Source organism: Janthinobacterium sp. BJB401 (assembly GCF_013372745.1).
GTDB classification, from domain to species: Bacteria; Pseudomonadota; Gammaproteobacteria; order Burkholderiales; family Burkholderiaceae_D; genus Janthinobacterium; species Janthinobacterium rivuli.
In genome coordinates this window covers 14,345-31,862 of sequence record NZ_JABXFH010000058.1, presented here as the reverse complement: position 1 = coordinate 31,862, position 17,518 = coordinate 14,345, and the positions used below count along the sequence as shown (strand labels likewise).

The following is a 17,518-nucleotide window of genomic DNA, read 5'->3' as shown; positions in this document are numbered from 1 at the left end:
TATATCAAAACCTGTAATGCGCATTCAAGGTCACCGCACGCTCCGCCCCCGGCGCCACCCACAGCTGGCTATACGAACTCGCATAGTAACTGCGGTTGAACAGGTTTTCCACGTTCAGGGCAAGGCGCAGTTTGGCGTTGGGAGAATACGACGCCAGCAGCTTGGCCGTCGTATAGGCCGGCAGGGTAAAGCTGCTGCTGACGGCCACGTCGCCCAGGCGCTCGCCCACGTATTGCAGGCCGCCGCCCACGCTGGCCGTGCCCGTGCCCAGCGCGAATTGCTGCGTGGCCAGCAGGTTGGCGCTGTGGCGCGGCACGTTGGCGAAGCGGCTGCCCGTCACGATCGTATTGTCGCCGCGCGTGACGGTGGCGTTGGTGTAGGCATAGGCGCCCGAGACGCGCAAGCCGCGCGCCACTTCGCCCGAGACGTCGAGTTCCAGGCCCCGGCTGCCCACCTCGCCCGCCGCGATGGCGAAGTCCGTATTGGCGGGATTGGTCGTCAGCACATTGTTCTTGCGGATGTCGTACACGGCCACGGTGCCCGTCAGCTTGCCCGTTTCCAGCTTCGCGCCCAGCTCATACGAGCGGCTGCGCTCGGCCGGGAAAGCCTGGTTGGCGATGCTGATGCCGCTGTTGGGCCGGAAGCCCTTGGCCGCGCTCGCATACAGCGACCACGCTTTCGACGGCTGGTAGACGAGGCCCGCGCGCGGACTGGTGGCCGACAGCGACTGGCGGTTGCTCACGTTCAGGCGATTGTTCGTCACGTCCTGCGTGTACGTATCGTGGCGCACGCCGACCAGCGCCTTCCATTGCGCGCCCAGGTCGACCTGGTCCTGCGCATACAGGCCACGCGCCCTTTGTCCTTCCTGCGTGTCGATGGACAGGGCCAGCGGAGCGGCCTTGCCGCCATACACGGGATTGAAAATGTCGATGGCATAGGCGTTGGCGGCAGAGGGATTGCGGCGCAGCTGCACCCGGTGGTCATCGAAGTGATAGGCATCGACACCGGCCAGCACCTCGTGCGCCAGCGCGCCCGTTTTGAACTTGCCCAGCACTTCAACGCGTGCCGACGCGTCGGTGGCCGAGAAATCGCGGTGGCGGCGCTGGCGGTTCAGGGTGCGGCCATCGGCCAGCAGCTTGCTCGCCTCGGTCGAATAACCGCTCAATTCGCTGTCGCGGTAAGAAGCGCCCGCCTGCACCGTCCAGTCATCGGACAGCGCGTGATGGATAAACAGCTGCTGCCCCAGCGACTTGACCGTCATGGAACCGTCGCCCGGCTCGCCCAGGAAGCGCGACACGGGGACAAGACCCAGCTTGCCGTTCACGGCGACGACGCCGCGGTCGAACGGCGCGCGCTGCCGCACGGCTTCGATTTCATACGACACGGTCGTGTGCTCGCCCGCCAGCCAGAGGAAGGACGGAGAAAACAGGCTGCGTTCGACTTTCACCGTATCGCGGAAGCTGTGCCCCTCTTCATGCGCGGCGTTCAGGCGGTAGGCAATGGTGTCGCTCAACGGTCCCGTCAGATCTGCGGCGGCGCGGCGCGTGCTGAAACTGCCGAGTGACATATCGGCGCTGTATTCAGGAGCGAACTTCGGCTTTTTCGTCGTGATATTGACCGTGCCGCCCGGTTCGCCCCGGCCGTACAGGGCCGACGCGGGGCCTTTCAGCACCTCCACATTCTGCGTATTGCCGCCGTCGCGCATGCCGTTGTAGCCGCGGCTGGAACTGAAACCGTTGACCATGTAGTCGGAACCGAAATTCGGATCGCCCGTGAAACCGCGCATGGCGTAGCTGTCCCACAGGCCGCCCAGCGGGCTTTGTTTTGCAATACCGCTGGCCAGGTCCAGGGCGCCAGCCAGGGTCGTCACGCCCGCGTCGCGCAGCAGGTCGCCGGTCAGCACGCGCACACTTTGCGGCAAGTCCATCAGCAATGCGTCCGTCTTGGTGGCGCCCGTGGCGGACAGGCTGCGGTAGTGCTGGCGCTCGGCCTTGACGGTGACGACATCATCGGCCTGCGCACCATCGACTGCCAGTGACCAGGGGCTGGCGGCGGCCAGCAAGAGCGCCACGGGGCGGCGTAAAAACACGGACATGGGGATTCCTGACAATGGGCAATTCAATGCAATAGGCTTGCATTATAATTGATAATCAATTCTCATTAAAGCCTTCATCAATAATCTGCGCCAAAAACTCCACGAACACCTGCACCTTGGCCGCGCGCAGCTGGCGCGGGTGGAACAGCGCCCACAGGCCCGGCCCCCGGGTGCGGAACGGTTGCAGCACGGGCACGAGGCTGCCCTCACGCAGCGGCTGCTGTACGGAAACGGACAACGCCTGCACGATGCCGCAGCCGGCCTGGGCGGCGGCGATCATCGATTCGATATGGTCAAAGGACAAGGCGGCCGGCGGCGTGTGCGCATATGCCGCAGTCCCCGCCTCTCCCTCCTTGGCCTGGAACAGCCACGGCCGCACCTGGCGCGATTTCGGATACAGGAAATGCAGGCAGGCAAACTGGTCCAGCTCCTGCGGCGTGCGCGGCAGGCCATGCCGGGCAACAAAGGCGGGCGAGGCGCAGCACAGATAATCCATGTTCAGCAGGCTGCGCGCCACCAGCGATGAATCCTGCGGCTCGCCGATGCGCAGCATCACGTCGATGCCCTCTTCCACCATGTCGACCAGGCGGTCGCTGACCGTCAGGCGCAGGGAAATGTCGGGATAGGCGGCCGTAAAGCGGGGCAAGGCGGGCGCCACGAGGTTGCGGCTGATGCTGCTGGGCATATCCACGCGCAAGCTGCCCGAGGGTTTCCCGGCCGCTTGTTCAAGACTGGACTCCAGCGCCGCCATATCGGCCAGCATCTGGCGCGCCTGGGCATGGCATTGCCGGCCTTCGGCCGTCAGCGACATGCTGCGCGTGGTGCGCTGCAAGAGGCGCACGCCGAAGTGTTTTTCCAGCGCCGCCACCTGGTTCGTCACGGACGAGGTCGAGATGCCCAGGCGCTGCGCCGCCTTGCTGAAACCGCCCGCCTCGACCACGGCACAAAACACCTGCATCGCCTCCAGCCTGTCCATGCATTCCCTCCTGTTTGACTATGATTATCCACGATACTGAAATAGTGCATCGGGCCGCGCCCCGTTTTTCTTTGCGTGATCCCCGCCTAGACTGGGGCATCAACCACAGGAGAACCCCATGCAAGCCCTCGTCCTCACCAGCTTTGCCGCCCCCATGTCCATCGAAAACCTGCCCGTGCCGCAGCCCGGCCCCGGGCAAGTGCTCGTGCGCATCGCCGCCAGCGGCGTCAATCCGCTCGACACGAAAATCGCCGCCGGCGCCGCACCGCACGCCCGGCCCCGCCTGCCCGCCATCCTCGGCATCGACGTGGCCGGCACGGTGGCGGCCGTCGGCGATGGCGTGACGACTTTTCACGTTGGCGCAACAGTGTATGGCATGGCTGGCGGCATAGCCGGCGTCCAGGGCTCGCTGGCCGAGTACGGCGTCTTTGACGCCGCGCTGCTGGCGCCCGTGCCGCCAGCGCTGAGCATGCGTGTAGCGGCCGCCCTGCCCCTCGTCTTCATCACGGCCTGGGAAGGCTTGGTCGACCGCGCCCACGTGAAGGCCGGCGACAGCGTGCTCGTGCATGGCGGCGCGGGCGGCGTGGGCCACATGGCCGTGCAGCTCGCCGTCGCCCTTGGCGCCACGGTGTATGCCACGGGCAGCGCCGCCAGCCGCGATGCCATCGAAGCACTGGGCGCCCGCTTCATCGATTACCGGACCAGCACGGTGGACGATTACGTGGCCGAACACACGGGCGGCGCTGGCTTCGACATCGTCTACGACACGGTGGGCGGCGCCACCCTGGACGCCAGCTTCCAGGCGGCACGCCTCTACGGCGGCCACGTCGTCAGTTGCCTGGGCTGGGGCACGTTCGCCCTGAGCCCGCTGACGGCGCGCGCGGCAACATACTCGGGCGTGTTCACCCTGCTGCCTCTGTTGAGCGGCCAAGGCCACGCGCGCCATGGCGCCATCTTGCGCGAAGCCAACAAGTTAATTGAGGCGGGCAAGCTGCAGGTGCGGCTCGATCCACGCCGTTTTACCTTGTGCACGGCGCACGATGCGCATGCGGCGCAAACCGATGGCAGCGCGCGCGGCAAGCTGGTGGTGGAGGTGCGGGATTGAACACAAGCTTGTTACTTGCAAGCGGAAACGCTAATATACAAGAATAAACTTGTATATTAGCGGAGCTCTTGATGCGTGAAAATCTGGAAAAACTGCTGGCGCAGGGGCGCGACAACGCCCTGCTGCGCTTTGGTCTGGGCGATGCCTGCCTGAAAGACCATGACGCCGAACAAGCCGCCTTGCACCTGGCGCAAGCCACCGTGCAGCAGCCCAGCTATTCCGCCGCCTGGAAACTGCTGGGCAAGGCCTTGCACCAGCTGGGCCGGCTGGACGAAGCGCAAGCCGCCTGGACCACGGGCGTGAGCGTGGCCCAGCAGCAAGGCGACTTGCAAGCCGTCAAGGAAATGACGGTATTCCTGAAACGCCTGCACAAACAGCGGCAGGCGGCAGGGTAAAAGGCTTAATGCGCGTGCGCCGCGCCTTTGGCTTCGGCTGGTAACGCCACGCCCCGTTCTTTCGCCAGCTTTTTGGCCAGCAAGCCGCCCGCTTCGGCCGCATAGGCGCGGCAGGCGCCAGCGTCGATCAGGGGATTATCTTGACCGCTGCGCTTGGCTGCCTTGCCCAGCACGTCCGTCGTGCCCGGATGCACGGGGATGATGATGTCGCATGGCAAGGCGGCCACCTTGGCGATGCTCGCTTCGAACGAGGCCGAGATATCGGGCTTGCCACCCTTGCCCGTGTAAGTAAAATCGCCGCTGGAATACGGGTTCAGGCTGTCCGCATACACGACGTCCAGGCAGCGCTGGCCTTCGCACGACGTCCACGTCCACGTCGTGCCGCCGGGGGTGTGGCCCGGCGTCATATGGGCCGTCAAGGACAACGGTCCGACCTTGACGGTATCGCCCTCGCCCACCAGGCTGACCTTGCGCACCTTGGCCACATGCACGACGGGATCGGCCTGGTACTGAGGATCGTCCTTGCCGTTGGTGCCGCTTTGCAGCACGGGGGCGGCGGCCGCGCTGGCCATCACGGTGGCGCCGCTGGCCCGCTGCAGCGCGGCAATGCCGCCCGCATGGTCCCAATGGGCATGCGAATTGAGGATGTATTTCACATCCTCGATGCGAAAGCCCAGCGCCTTGATGTTCGCCACGATCAAAGGCGCCGATTGCGGCAGCGCGCCGTCAAGCAGGATATGGCCCTGCGGACTCGTCACCAGCACGGCCGACAGACCTGCCGTGCCCACATACCAGGTATTGCCAAAGACATTGAACGGCTTGACGGGCGCGTTCCATTCCTTGCAATTGTCGCAATTAACCGGTTTATCCTGCGCAGTCGCCGGCGTCTTCGCCTGCACCGTACCAGCCGCCATGGTCGCAACCGTAGCCAGCATCAACTTCGCCAATAGTGTCATCTTCATCTCCAGAGTGTAAAAAGATGGGCGCCCGCACTGGCGCGCCCGGGGGGGTATCAATGCATGCGACCGGTCCTGTCGGCCAGGGTGTCGCGGATGTGTCCGGCGTCGAGCGAGCGCCGCTGCGCGCCGGCGGCGTCCAGCAGCACCACGGTGACGTGCTTGCCGCCGCTGCGCATGCGCATGGTCAGGCAACTGCCCGCCTCGTGGCTGCTGCCCGTCTTGGACAGCACAATGTCCCAGCCTTTGCCGCCCACCAACGGGTTGGTGTTGTGCAAGGTGCGCAGCTTGCCATTGACGGCCACGCTCGCTTGCGGGTGGCTGGTGATGCGCGCGATCTCGGGATAGCGCGCGGCAGCCGCGACGATCTTCGCCACCTCGCTGGCCGTGGACGTATTCGCGGGCGAACTGCCGACGGGATCCAGCAAGGTGGTGCGGCGCAAGCCCAGGCTGTGGATCTTCGCTTGCAAGGCGTCATTAAAAGCCGCACTACCGCCCGGATAGGTGCGCGCCAGCGCGGCGGCGGCGCGGTTTTCGGACGGCAGCAGCGCCAGTTGCAACAGCGCGCCGCGCGACACGGCCACGCCATCGGCCAGCAGGCTGCGGCGCTGCAGCGACGCGTCGCCATCGGCGCGCACGATGCGCACTTGCTCTTCCTTATCCTGCCCTGCGTCGAGCACCACCATGGCCGTCATCAGCTTGGTGATCGAGGCAATGGGCACGACGGCGTCCGCGTCTTTCGCCATCAATACCTTGCCGCTGGCGTCATCGAACACCAGCATGTGTTTCGCGCTGACGGGCAAGTCCAGCATGCCGGCGGCGGCTTCGGCAAGGATCTCGCCGCTGACTTCGGGCTTGCCCTGCGTCTGCAGCAGCAAGGTGGCACAGGCCAGCAGCAAGGCGGGCACGGCCATCTTCCAGCTGCCGCTGTCCAGGCCGGGCGCCATCAGGCGTTCTATGCGTGTGAGCAATGCCCCGCCCCGGGCCGACATCAGCAAACCGGAATGGTTTGGCGCGGCCGTCTGCAAGGACAGCGCATGCAGGGCCGTGGCCAGCTGCTGCGGATCTTTTAGCGCTTGCGCGGCCAGGGCGTCGGCCACCTGTTCCCGTTCGGCCCGCATGCGCGCCGACAGCCACCAGACGACGGGGTGAAAAAACAGCAGCGCCTCGGCCACGCTTTGCAACAGATTGACCAGGTAATCCCAGCGCCGCACGTGCGCCAGCTCATGCGCCAGCAGCGCTTCGAGCAAGGCGACGGGCATGCCGCTCAGCAAGGCGGCCGGCAGCAGGACGACGGGGCGCCAGAAGCCCACGGTGACGGGACTGGCCAGCCCAGCGTGCAGCTTCAGCGGCGGCCGCCCGTGCAAGCCCATGCGCTGCGCCAGCGCATCGAGGCGCGCCTGCCAGATGGCCGGGGCGGCCACCGCCTGGCGGCGCAGCTTACCGACCCAGGCCAGGCCCAGGCACAGGCGCAAGCTCATCAAGCCAACGCCGGCGCTCCAGGCCAGCACCAGTGCCGGCATCCACGCTTGCAGCGCGGCGCGCCAGGCGGGCGGCGCGGCCACGGGCAGCTGGAGCAGCGCTGTGCCGGACAGGAGCGAGAGCAGGTGGACGGTGGGAATGCATAAGCACAACAGCAGCGCCAGCGCGCAAACGGCATAGCGCCAGCGCGCGCTGGCGTGGCGCAGCAGCCACAGCAGGACGGCGGACACGGCGCCGACGATCACGCCCTGCCAGACAAAATACAGCAGGACCCAGCCCAGCGCAGGGACAAGCTTGCCCAACTCAATGCCCAAGCCCATGTCCAGGTTCATGGCGCCCCGCCATCCTTGCTGCGCAGGATTTTTTCAATTTCCAGGCGTTCCGCGTCGCTCACGTGCTCGCGCAGCGCCGTCAGCACGAGCGCCTTGCCGGAACCGGAAAACACCTTGCCGATCAAATCCTTGAGCAAGCTGGTCTGTAACTTTTCCTGCGCTTCGACGGCCGCATACAGCTGCGGCCGCTGGCTTTCATCGCGGCTCAGCAAGCCCTTGCCATGCATCAGCTGCAACTGGCGCAACACGGTGGCGTAACTGGCATCGGCACGCTCCGCGGCCAGGGCGTCATACACGGCGCGCGCGTCGGACGGACCGCGCTGCCACAGGATGCGCAGCAGGTCCAGTTCGGCGGCCGTGGGATGGGGAGTGGAGGTATTTTTTAACATGCCGCCAGAATACCGATTCTAGAACTCAATGTCTAGAACTTTTTTTCTATATCGCTTGGCGATGGCCCTAGAACTCGCGCAAGCGGTCGAACAGCTCCAGCAAGGCCGCCTCGTCGACGAGCGCGGCGCCCTGCCCGCCCAGTTGCTGCCGCAGCTGCACCAGCAGCTCCGCCAGCACCATGTAAATTTCCTCACGCTCGACCGTCTCGATGATGCTGGCCCGCCGCTCGATCTTGTTGAATGCATCCACATAGGCGGTGACCATCGATTCCAGCGCGGCGGCGGCCGCCGTCGCGTCCATGGCGGCATCGATGCCGCGCGTTACGGCCAGCATGTTCTTGTAGGCCAGCGCCGCCTTTTTCGCATACGCGGGGGAAATATGCTCGCGGCCATCCCAGTCGCGGAACGGATTGAGCAGGTTGTCCGCCAGCCATTCCGGCTTGCGCGCCTTGCTCACCGACAAGTCCAGTCCCAGCGCCGCCGCCCTCTTGTAGCCGGCCTTGATGGCCTTGGCCACATCGGCGGGCAAGCTGGTCAGCCACAAGGCCGACAGCTGCGGCAATTGCGTGGCTGATGGAAACTCTTCCGCCGTGTAACCGAACAGATCATAGGCGGTGAACATCCGCAACTGGGTCAGCTGCGCCAGGCTGGCCATCTGCGACGCCAGCCCCGGCTTGCCCCAGATGCGCAAGGCCGTCAAATGGGGAAAGCGCTGCGCCACCTGCGCCAGATCAACTTCCTTCATGCTGACCAGCGACAGGCCACCCAGCTGGCCGAGACCGTGGAACGGCGGCAGCGTCTGCGTGCACTGCAGTGTCAGATGGCGGCCATCGGCGCCATCCTTGATGCGCAAAGACGGCGACGGCGCGCCGCGCAGCGCGAGCAGGCCCAGGCCTTCGTTCAAGACCAGGCTGCTGACGCCATCGGGCTGCAAGATCAAACGGCTCAAGCCGCTGCCGCTGAAATCGAGCGCATGCACCGTCGATGACTGCCAGTGCAGCTCATTGATGAAGGGATTGCCCTGGATAAATTCCATCAATGCCTGTGAGCCGTCGGCAGTCTCGATGGACATCAGGCAAGGCAGTTGTTCCAGCTCGGACATGTCGCCCAGCGCCTGCAAGACGCTGTCATCGATTTTCGTCGCATCCTGGCGGAAAACGTGGCCGCCGACTGTTACTTCACGCTCCTCCGACGCGGCCTTGAACCGCTGGCGCCGCAATGGATCGATGCGCTCCCAGTTACGCTGGCGCAGCACGCTGTCGCCCACGTTCCAGCCGCTGCGGTAGCTGTTGACTTCCACATCGACCAGCGGCGCGATATTGCCAACGAGGGTATGGCCAGGCGGCACGTTCGCCGTGGCATAGCAGTGGTCGTGGCGATTATTCCAGAAGAAATAGTCGCACAGCAACGGCCGCATGGCTTGCACGGCCGCCGCATCGGGCAAGGCGTCGCCGGTCCAGTCCAGCTCAAGCACGGCAGCTACGGGCCTGGACGAGGACACATCCTTGATGCGGGTGACCTGGCAAGCCACGTACTGCTGCAGCTCGGACGAAAACACACTGTAAACATCGCCAACATTCGGTAGCACGCAACTTCCTTTCAAAACACCTGACGGTCGAATGTTGAAAGATAGCAAAAATGACAGCGCAGCGTCGTCCTGTTCAGTTCGCGTGCAGCTTGTGGTGCATGCGGCGTAGGCCCAGCCACACGGCCGCTGCCACGAACGGCACCAGGGCGCCGACGAGGATTTCCGGATTCACGGGTAAGCCCATCACCTTGGCCGCCTTGCCCGTGTAGCTGAACAGGCCGATCACGTAATAGGAAATGGCGGCAACCGACAAGCCCTCCACCGCCTGCTGCAGTTGCAGCTGCTGCGCGGCGCGGGCGTTCATCGATTGCAGGATTTGCCGGTTTTGCAATTCCTGCACGATGCCCACGCGCGTGCGCAGCAAGTCATTCGTGTTGGCAATACGCTGCGCCATCGCTTCCTGCCGGCTGGCCATCGCTTCGCACGTATTCATGGCCGGTGTCAGGCGGCGATCCATGAATTCCTCAACCGTCGGGATGCCTTCGATACGCACCTCGCGCAACTCGTCGATGCGCGCTTTCACGAGGCCCATGTAGGCTTTCGAAGCGGAGAAACGGTAGCTATTGTCGAGCGACAGCTTTTCAATGCGGGCCGCCAGGCGCGTGATGCGGTCGAGCAAGGCTTGCTCGGAGACACCGTCGTCGCTCTTGGCCAGTCCCGGCGCGTCGTCCGTATCGACCATGGCGGCGGCCAGCGTCGCCAATTCGTTCTCGATGGCGTTCAACGATGGCGCCGCCTGCATGGCGTAAGGCAAGCCCAGCAAGGCCATCATGCGGTAGGTTTCGATTTCCAGCACGCGCTGCACCAAGCGGCCCGACTGCTGCGAACGCATGCCCGCGTCGCGGATGACGAAACGGCTGAAGCCGTCGGACTGTATCGTGAAATCCGTCCACAATTCGCCGCCTTGCAGCACCTTGCTGCCGGCCAGGGTATTGCCCTCGAACACGCGCGACAAGCCCTGCATGAAGATCTCGGCCGGTTCAGTCGCCTGCTCGAGCACCACGTGGGCCGCCACCATCAGCTTACCCTTCAAGCCCACCAGCCACTGCTGCGGCAACTGTTCCAGCGGCATGCGCTCGAACGCCTGCTCCAAGGGCAAGGCGGCACCAGGATGCTCGGCGAAGGTAAACGTGGCAAATTCCGTGTGGCATTCCCATTTCAGGCGGAAGCGGCCAAAGTCATAATAAAAATACTTGGCTTCGGCAGCGGGCGGCGTGACGCCGAAATGCGTGCACAGGGCCGCCAGGGTGGCGTGCTGGGCCGCCATGTTCGACGCGCCCGGCGCCGCACTGTCATCTTTATACACGGCCAGATGGGTGATCAGCTCGGGGGCGTCGAGCTGCAAAAACGGCCGCGAGTGGATTTCCGCAGCCAGCGGCACGCGCAAGGCGTGGTTCAAACTGGAGTTAATCAAGTGCATGATAGCCAAAGGTAAAGTTGCAAAACTGCTTAGACCCGCGCGGGTCTGATTGTCACAGTGTAACAAAGCAGGAAGCATGCCTACCTTTTCAAACCCCGCTCATGCCGCTTTAACAACCCCGGTAGCACCGTGCGCCGCGTACTGGCGCGTGCCCAGCCACCAGAAAAGCGCGGCCAGCGCCACGGCCGAAGCCTGTCCCAGTGCCAGCTTGAACGCACTGTCGAACAGCAACGGTGCGACAAAACCGGACACCAGCGCAAACACCAGCATTTGCACGAAGTTTTGCAGGGAGGCGGCCAGGCCCCGCATCTGCGGGAAAATGTCGAGCGTCGACATGGTCATGCCCGGCAAGGCCAGCGACATGCCGAACGCGTACAGCATCACGGGCACGACGGCGAACGGGATGCTGGCGGCAAACCAGTGGTTGTAAGCAATATTGAGCGCGCCCGTGGCCGCCATGGCCAGCAAGCCCCAGCGCACCAGCACGGCACTTTCCACCTTGTGCGCCAGCTTGCCCGACAGCGCCGAGCCACCCACCAGGCCGGCCACCATGGGGATGAACATCCAGCCGAAGGCCGTTTCCGGCAGATGCAGCAGTTCCAGAATAAAATGCGGCGCGGACGCGATGTACAGGGCGAAGCCGCCAAAGGCGAAGGCCACGGCCAGCGAACGCAGCAGGAACGCCCGGTGGCGCAAGGCCAGCCAGTAATTGCGCGCGATATTGCCTGGGTGGAAAGGCTGGCGCTGCTCGACTGCCAAACTTTCCGGCAAGCCTTTCAGGCAGGCCAGCGCCAGCAGCACCGTGACGGAAAAGGTGAACACAAACGTCGATTGCCAGCCGTAGGCCACGTGCAGCCAGCCGCCGATGATGGGCGCGATGGCCGGCGCGATGCCGAACACCATCATGATATTGGCCAGCATCTTTTGCGCGGCCGCGCCCGACAAGCTGTCGCGCACGATGGCTTGGCCGATGACCCTGCCCGCCCCCGCCGAGGCGCCTTGCATGCCGCGGAAGAACAGCAGCCAGCCAAAGCTGGGCGCGAACGCGGCGCCGATGGAGCCGACGGCAAAGAGCAGCAGCGAAGCGAGAATCACGGGACGGCGGCCGAACGAGTCGGACAAGGTGCCATAAAACAAGGTCATGAAGGCATAGGCGGCCAGGTAGACGCTCAGGGTCTGCTGCACCAGCACGCTGCTGACATCGAAATGCGTGCCGATTGCGGGAAACGACGGCAAGAAGGTATCGGTGGCGAACGGGCCCAGCATGGCCAGCCCGGCCAGCACCAGGGTCAGGTTGCGGGCCTTCATGCAAGCTCCTGCGCAACATGCTGGCGGCGCAAGCCGTCGAGGGCCGCCAGCGAGAAGGCGGCAATGTGCCGGGCGATATCGGCGATACCCGCCTCGTCATAGGTGATTTCCGGCACCACCAGTTCATGCACGATGCGCGAACGGGCATAAAACACCACCTGGCCAATCACGCTGAACACGCATTTCTGCACCACGTCGGCGGGCATGGCCGAACCCACCACGCCACGGATCAAGCGAGTGAACAGCGCGTGCTGCGGACGCACATTGCGCTCGGCCAGCTTGTGGATGGCGGCCGTCGGCTCGATCAGTTCACGCGCCACCAGGCGGCTGAACAGGGACGCGGAACCGGAGCGCAGCATGTCGGACACGAGCGCTTCTATGGCCAGGCGCAACTGCTCCACGGGCGGCAGCTGCGCCTGCGCGCTGGCGGCGGCCACGTCCGCAGCCGAGGCCTGCGCCAGCTCGCGCGCATAATCAAAAGCGGCAAGATACAGCTCCTCCTTGCCATGAAAATAGTAATTGACCATCGCCACGTTGACGTGGGCCGCCTCGCAGATCCTGCGCACGGACGCGAGCTTGTAGCCCTCATCGGCAAACAGCTGGACGGCCGCCTGCAGGATGCGCGTGCGCGCCGGTTCGCTTTCTCTTTCGTTTCCCTTGTCTTGCGTCATGCCATTCCCATAATTTAAACAGCTGTTTAATATTGTGCGGAATTATATCAAACAACCGTTTAACTTTCAGGCGGACGCAAAAAAGCCCGGCGCACCGGGCTTCTGGCCAGAAAGACGGCGATCAGTGCTTCATGGCAGGCATCGGCGCCGAGGTGGCGCCCAGCGGACGGGCCACGGCATTGACTTCGATGGTTTCTCGGCGCTTGTCCTCGCCTTCGACAACGAGGGTCAGCGGGATCTTGTCGCCCACCTTCACCTGCCCTTTCAGGTCCAGCAGCATCACGTGGTAGCCGCCCGGCTTCAGCTCGACGGCTTTGCCGGCTGGCAAGGCGATTTCCTTGACCTGGCGCATGCGCATCATATTGTCCGTCATGCTCATTTCATGGATTTCCGCCACGCCGGCCACGGGCGAACGCACTTCCAGCAGGCGCATGGCTTTCGGCGCCGTGATCTGCATGAAGGCGCCCGTGGCTTTTTGCTGCGGCACGGTGGCGCGCACCCACGGGTCGGTAATCTGCACGCTGGTTTGTGCGATGGCGGAGAAGGACAGCACGGTCAGGGCCGTGGCCAGCAGGGTTTTCAAATGGGTCATGATTATTTCCTCGCGATAGTTATAAGGTGTATTTCGATTTCATCAGGGTCTTGATGTCCTGCACGCACTCGTCGCCCGTCAACTGGTGCTTCAAGCCCAGGCGCATGCGTCCCTCGGCATCGAGCACATAGCTGATGGCCGTGTGATCCATCGTGTACGAGCTGCCGCTCGGCACTCTGCGGTAGAAGACCTTGTAATTGAAGGCCGTCTGCGCCGTGTTCTTCGGGTCCGTGCGCAAGCCGAGGAAGCTGGGGTCGAAGGCGCGCATGTATTCGCCCAGCAACTCGGGCGTATCGCGCTCGGGGTCGATGCTGATGAAGATTACCTGCAATTTATCGCCATCGGCGCCCAGTTTCTGGCGGATTTCCAGCGCGCGCGACAGGGCTGTCGGGCACACGTCCGGGCATTGCGTGAAGCCAAAGAAGACCATCACATATTTGCCCTTGAAATCGGCCAGGGTGTAGACCTTGCCGTCGGGGCCGCTCAACTTGAAGTCGGGCTTGTAATCGCCTCCCGTCAAGTCGAGGCCGTTGTAATGGGGTTTCGGCGCTGGTTCGCAAGCGGCAAGCGTAAGCAATCCCGCCGTACCGGCGAGAAGGAAAAGACGACGTTTCATGGCATTCTGGCCCGAGGGGCGTAGTGGATACGGTTAAGACGTGGAAGGCGTGACTGAGTGTTCAGGCAGCCGAAGGGGGACCGCGCGGGCTGGCGGCCAGCCACGCGAACGGCGCCCGCGGCGCCTGGTAAAACAGGGGCGGATACAGGTCGTGGCCCGTGATGACGGGCAGCGGCGATGCTGACGACGGCGGTAAACCCACGCTGCCCGCATGGCTCATGCAGAACGGGCAATGCTCGATGTGGTGCAGCACGGAACCGGTGGTGGATGTGGCGGCTGGCGCCAGATCCGCTTGCGTATAGACGGCGCCGCTGGCCGAGCAGATGTCGACGGCGGCATTGTTCGCGTTCGCATGCTGCGAGGCAAACGCATACGACAGGGACGGCGACAGCGCATTGAGCAGTATCGCCAGGCAGGCGAACCACATATGCCACTGTTTGCGCTTCAATAATGATCCCATGGCCCCGATTATAACGGAGTCTGGCTATCCGGGCGCCGGCCCGCGCAGGAACAGGCTGGGGCGCACGCCCGCCACGTCCACGCAGGCGTCGCAAAACGCGGGGATCGAGGCAAAGCCGGAGCCGGCCGCCACTTGCGCCAGGTCGCGCTCGCCCTGTTCTCCATCGGCGTCCGCTTGCGCCGCTGTATGCAGCGCGTGGGCCAGACGCTGTTCGCGCACCAGGCTGAGCAAGGCCTCGCCCTCGGAAAACAACCGCGCCCTGGCCTTGTGCGGCGTCACTTGCCACAGGGCCGCCAAGCGCGCCGCCGTCCACTTGCCTTGCGGCGTATCAAAGATATGCTGCGCCAGCGCCTGGCTCCAGCGCTTGCCGCCGCCATGGCCGCCATCGGGTTCATCGTCTTCCAGCGCCAGGGTGAACACGGCCGGCTTGCCCCGCCCCGGCATCACGTCGCAGGCGAAGCGCAAGAAGGCGGGCACGACGAAACTGTCGCCGCTGGCCAGTTTCTTGGTGGTGATTTCATTGTGCAAAGTCACAAAACCCTGGCGCACGGTGACGCGCAGCCGCAGCGGAAAGCGCAAGCCCAGCAAGTGCAAGGGATGATCGGAAACGAGGGCCATGCGTCAGGTCAATGTGGTGAACGAGGCGCCAGCATGCCACACATCGCGCGCCAGGTCTGTCATCACAGCGACGCTACGCCATAACGGCGCAAGCCGTCGAGGTCGACGACGCGGATCGACTGGTAGGCGATGCTGATAAGGCTCAGCTCGGCCAGATGGCCCAGCGCCTGGTTCACGCGCTGGCGCGAAATTCCGGTCAGCAAGCCGATTTCTTCCTGCGACAGCTCAAGCACGCTGGAAGTGCGCGGATATAACATGGGGTGGAACAGCTGCGCGATGGCTTGCGCCACTTGCGCGTCGACGGCCAGCAGGCGCTGGTTCTGGATGGTGGCGATGAACTGGCCCATGCGCTCGTTCAGCTGGCGGATGACGAAGGCGTTGAAGGAAAGGCTCTCGGCCAGCAGCAGGTGAAACAGATCCACCGGCACGAGGAGGATGCCCGATGCGCGCACGGCCACCACGTCGTAGCGGCGCAGTTCGCGCTTGAGCACGCTACCCTCGCCGCACCAGCCGCCGGCCGGCACGCCGGAAAACGTGGCGCCGCGCCCATCGGCGTTGTAGACGGCCAGCTTGATCAAGCCCGTGTGCACGCCGATCCAGTGCGCCGACGGTTCGCCGCGCCGCGTGATGAAGGCGCCCGCCTCGACATGCCGCAGTACGCTGCCGGCGCGCAACAGGGTCTGATGCCGGGCATCGAGGGCCGTGAACCAGTCGTGGCTGTCGAATTCCGGCACCGCACGTTCTACACTATCGTTGCTATCCATTCCATCCTTCAGACCTGTCACTAAGATGACAGTGATTTTCCAGCACCGGTGCTATGCTAACCGGTATCAATCCCGAAACAGGGAGCTACAAGATTCTTTTACCAGGAGACAAGCATGACAGCTGATTTCAACACCGGCCTCGGCAAAAACAGCGCCAACTACGCCGCCCTCACCCCGCTCGACTATATCGCCAGGGCAGCCGCAGTATATGGCAATCGCCTGGCAATTGCACATGGCGCCTTGCGGCAGACGTGGCAAGAAACGTATACGCGCACGCGCCGCCTCGCCTCAGGCTTGATCAAGCTGGGCGTGGGCACGGGCGATACGGTGGCCGTGATGCTGCCGAACACCCCCGCCATGGTGGAAGCGAGCTTTGGCGTCCCGATGGCCGGCGCCGTGCTCAACGCCCTGAATATCCGCCTCGACCTGGCTTCGCTGACCTTCATGCTGCGCCATGGCCAGGCGAAAGTCTTGCTGGCCGACACGGAATTTGCCGAACTGGCGCGCCAGATGGCGGCGCAGATTCCCGGCTTGCGCGTGATCCAGGTCAACGACATGCTGGGACCGGAAGTGGACGCATTTGCCGAGCTCGACTACGAAGCCTTGCTGGCCAGCGGCGACCCCGATTACGACTGGAAACCGCCGGCGGACGAATGGGATGCCATCGCCCTCAACTACACGTCCGGCACCACGGGCGATCCGAAAGGCGTGGTCTACCACCACCGGGGCGCGGCCCTGAATGCCCTGTCGAACATACTGGAGTGGGACATGCCCAAGCATGCCGTGTATTTATGGACATTGCCCATGTTCCACTGCAACGGCTGGTGCTTCCCGTGGACCGTCGCCGCGCGCGCCGGCGTCAACGTGTGCCTGCGCAAGTTCGAACCAAAACTCGTGTTCGACCTGATGCGCGAATTGCGCATCACCCACTATTGCGCCGCACCCATCGTGCACGCTGCCCTGGCCAATGCGCCCGCCAACTGGCGTGACGGCATAGCCTGGACCGTGCGCGGCATGGTGGCCGGTGCGCCGCCGCCGGCGGCCATGGTGGCGAAGATCGAAGCCATGGGTTTCGACTTGATCCACTCGTATGGCTTGACGGAAGTGTATGGCCCGGCCGCCATCTGCGCGGAACAGGACGAGTGGGCGGCGCTGTCGCAGGAAGAGCGGGCCGTATTGAAATCGCGCCAGGGCGTGCGCTACCACTTGCAAAGCGCCGTGGCGGTGCTGGACCCGGACACCATGCAGCCCGTGGCGGCAGACGGCGAACAGATCGGCGAGATCATGTTCCGTGGCAACATCTGCATGAAGGGTTATCTGAAGAATGAAAAGGCGACGCTGGAAGCCTTCGCGGGCGGCTGGTTCCACACGGGCGACCTCGGCGTCATGTATCCGGATGGCTATATCAAGCTGAAGGACCGCAGCAAGGACATCATCATCTCCGGCGGCGAGAACATTTCCAGCGTGGAAGTGGAAGACGCCTTGTACCACCACCCGCAAGTACTGGCCGCCGCCGTCATCGCCCAGCCGGACGAAAAGTGGGGCGAAACGCCATGCGCCTTTGTCGAACTGCGCGAAGGCGGCACGGTGACGGAAGCGGAATTGATCGCCTTTTGCAAGAACAACCTGGCCGGTTTCAAGGTGCCGAAAGCCATTTATTTCGGTCCCCTGCCCCGCACGTCGACGGGCAAGATCCAGAAGTTCGAATTGCGCAAGCGCATGCAGTCGGACAAGGCCATCGACGTCTAGGC

At 64.1% G+C, this 17,518-nt stretch carries 17 protein-coding genes; 3 read left to right on the top strand and 14 right to left on the bottom strand.

What is annotated here, in order from left to right:
• Nucleotides 1-4 precede the first annotated feature (4 nt).
• Together HWE17_RS25460 and HWE17_RS25455 are read right to left on the bottom strand one after the other, a co-directional pair.
• Nucleotides 5-2,095, bottom strand: a complete 2,091-nt coding sequence (locus HWE17_RS25460; protein ID WP_176390714.1) for a TonB-dependent siderophore receptor — start codon at nt 2,093-2,095, stop codon at nt 5-7.
• Between the two features lie 55 nt (nt 2,096-2,150).
• Nucleotides 2,151-3,071, bottom strand: coding sequence for a LysR family transcriptional regulator (locus HWE17_RS25455; protein WP_176390713.1), 921 nt, complete (start codon nt 3,069-3,071; stop codon nt 2,151-2,153).
• Nucleotides 3,072-3,189: 118 nt separating this feature from the next.
• Here HWE17_RS25455 and HWE17_RS25450 point away from each other — a divergent pair, with 118 nt between their 5' ends.
• Nucleotides 3,190-4,176 carry a zinc-dependent alcohol dehydrogenase family protein gene (locus HWE17_RS25450; protein WP_176390712.1) on the top strand — a complete coding sequence of 329 codons (987 nt, stop codon included), beginning with the start codon at nt 3,190-3,192 and terminating at the stop codon, nt 4,174-4,176.
• A 71-nt stretch (nt 4,177-4,247) separates the two neighbouring features.
• Nucleotides 4,248-4,571, top strand: coding sequence for a tetratricopeptide repeat protein (locus HWE17_RS25445; RefSeq protein WP_176390711.1), 324 nt, complete (start codon nt 4,248-4,250; stop codon nt 4,569-4,571).
• Nucleotides 4,572-4,576: 5 nt separating this feature from the next.
• Here HWE17_RS25445 and bla read toward each other — a convergent pair whose 3' ends face one another.
• From bla to HWE17_RS25385, 12 genes are all read right to left on the bottom strand, one after another.
• The gene (gene bla, locus HWE17_RS25440) at nt 4,577-5,506 is read right to left on the bottom strand and encodes a subclass B3 metallo-beta-lactamase (protein WP_255206388.1); all 930 of its coding nucleotides are present in this window, start codon (nt 5,504-5,506) and stop codon (nt 4,577-4,579) included.
• A 77-nt stretch (nt 5,507-5,583) separates the two neighbouring features.
• Nucleotides 5,584-7,341, bottom strand: a complete 1,758-nt coding sequence (locus HWE17_RS25435) for a M56 family metallopeptidase (protein ID WP_176390710.1) — start codon at nt 7,339-7,341, stop codon at nt 5,584-5,586.
• Nucleotides 7,338-7,730, bottom strand: coding sequence for a BlaI/MecI/CopY family transcriptional regulator (locus HWE17_RS25430; protein ID WP_034757543.1), 393 nt, complete (start codon nt 7,728-7,730; stop codon nt 7,338-7,340). The genes HWE17_RS25435 and HWE17_RS25430 overlap by 4 nt, the downstream gene beginning before the upstream one ends.
• A gap of 67 nt (nt 7,731-7,797) precedes the next feature.
• Nucleotides 7,798-9,318: a hypothetical protein gene (locus HWE17_RS25425; RefSeq protein ID WP_176390709.1), complete on the bottom strand. Its 1,521-nt coding sequence runs from the start codon at nt 9,316-9,318 to the stop codon at nt 7,798-7,800.
• A gap of 73 nt (nt 9,319-9,391) precedes the next feature.
• The gene (locus tag HWE17_RS25420; protein WP_176390708.1) at nt 9,392-10,738 is read right to left on the bottom strand and encodes a DUF3422 family protein; all 1,347 of its coding nucleotides are present in this window, start codon (nt 10,736-10,738) and stop codon (nt 9,392-9,394) included.
• Nucleotides 10,739-10,837: 99 nt separating this feature from the next.
• Nucleotides 10,838-12,046: a multidrug effflux MFS transporter gene (locus tag HWE17_RS25415; protein ID WP_176390707.1), complete on the bottom strand. Its 1,209-nt coding sequence runs from the start codon at nt 12,044-12,046 to the stop codon at nt 10,838-10,840.
• Nucleotides 12,043-12,717: a CerR family C-terminal domain-containing protein gene (locus HWE17_RS25410; protein WP_176390706.1), complete on the bottom strand. Its 675-nt coding sequence runs from the start codon at nt 12,715-12,717 to the stop codon at nt 12,043-12,045. The genes HWE17_RS25415 and HWE17_RS25410 overlap by 4 nt, the downstream gene beginning before the upstream one ends.
• Nucleotides 12,718-12,838: 121 nt before the next feature.
• Complete coding sequence (locus HWE17_RS25405) at nt 12,839-13,309, bottom strand: copper chaperone PCu(A)C (RefSeq protein WP_176390705.1); 471 nt, start codon at nt 13,307-13,309, stop codon at nt 12,839-12,841.
• Between the two features lie 19 nt (nt 13,310-13,328).
• On the bottom strand, nt 13,329-13,925 hold the full coding sequence (locus HWE17_RS25400) for an SCO family protein (RefSeq protein WP_035817840.1): 597 nt from the start codon (nt 13,923-13,925) through the stop codon (nt 13,329-13,331).
• Between the two features lie 61 nt (nt 13,926-13,986).
• Entirely contained in the window at nt 13,987-14,385 is a 399-nt protein-coding gene (locus HWE17_RS25395; protein WP_176390704.1) for a DUF2946 domain-containing protein, read from the bottom strand.
• A gap of 24 nt (nt 14,386-14,409) precedes the next feature.
• On the bottom strand, nt 14,410-15,003 hold the full coding sequence (locus tag HWE17_RS25390) for a hypothetical protein (RefSeq protein ID WP_051958360.1): 594 nt from the start codon (nt 15,001-15,003) through the stop codon (nt 14,410-14,412).
• Between the two features lie 62 nt (nt 15,004-15,065).
• A complete protein-coding gene (locus HWE17_RS25385) occupies nt 15,066-15,767 on the bottom strand; it encodes a Crp/Fnr family transcriptional regulator (protein ID WP_176390703.1) in 702 nt (233 codons plus the stop codon).
• Nucleotides 15,768-15,881: 114 nt separating this feature from the next.
• Between HWE17_RS25385 and HWE17_RS25380 the strand changes: the two genes are divergently transcribed.
• Nucleotides 15,882-17,516, top strand: coding sequence for an acyl-CoA synthetase (locus HWE17_RS25380; RefSeq protein WP_176390702.1), 1,635 nt, complete (start codon nt 15,882-15,884; stop codon nt 17,514-17,516).
• Nucleotides 17,517-17,518 lie beyond the last annotated feature (2 nt).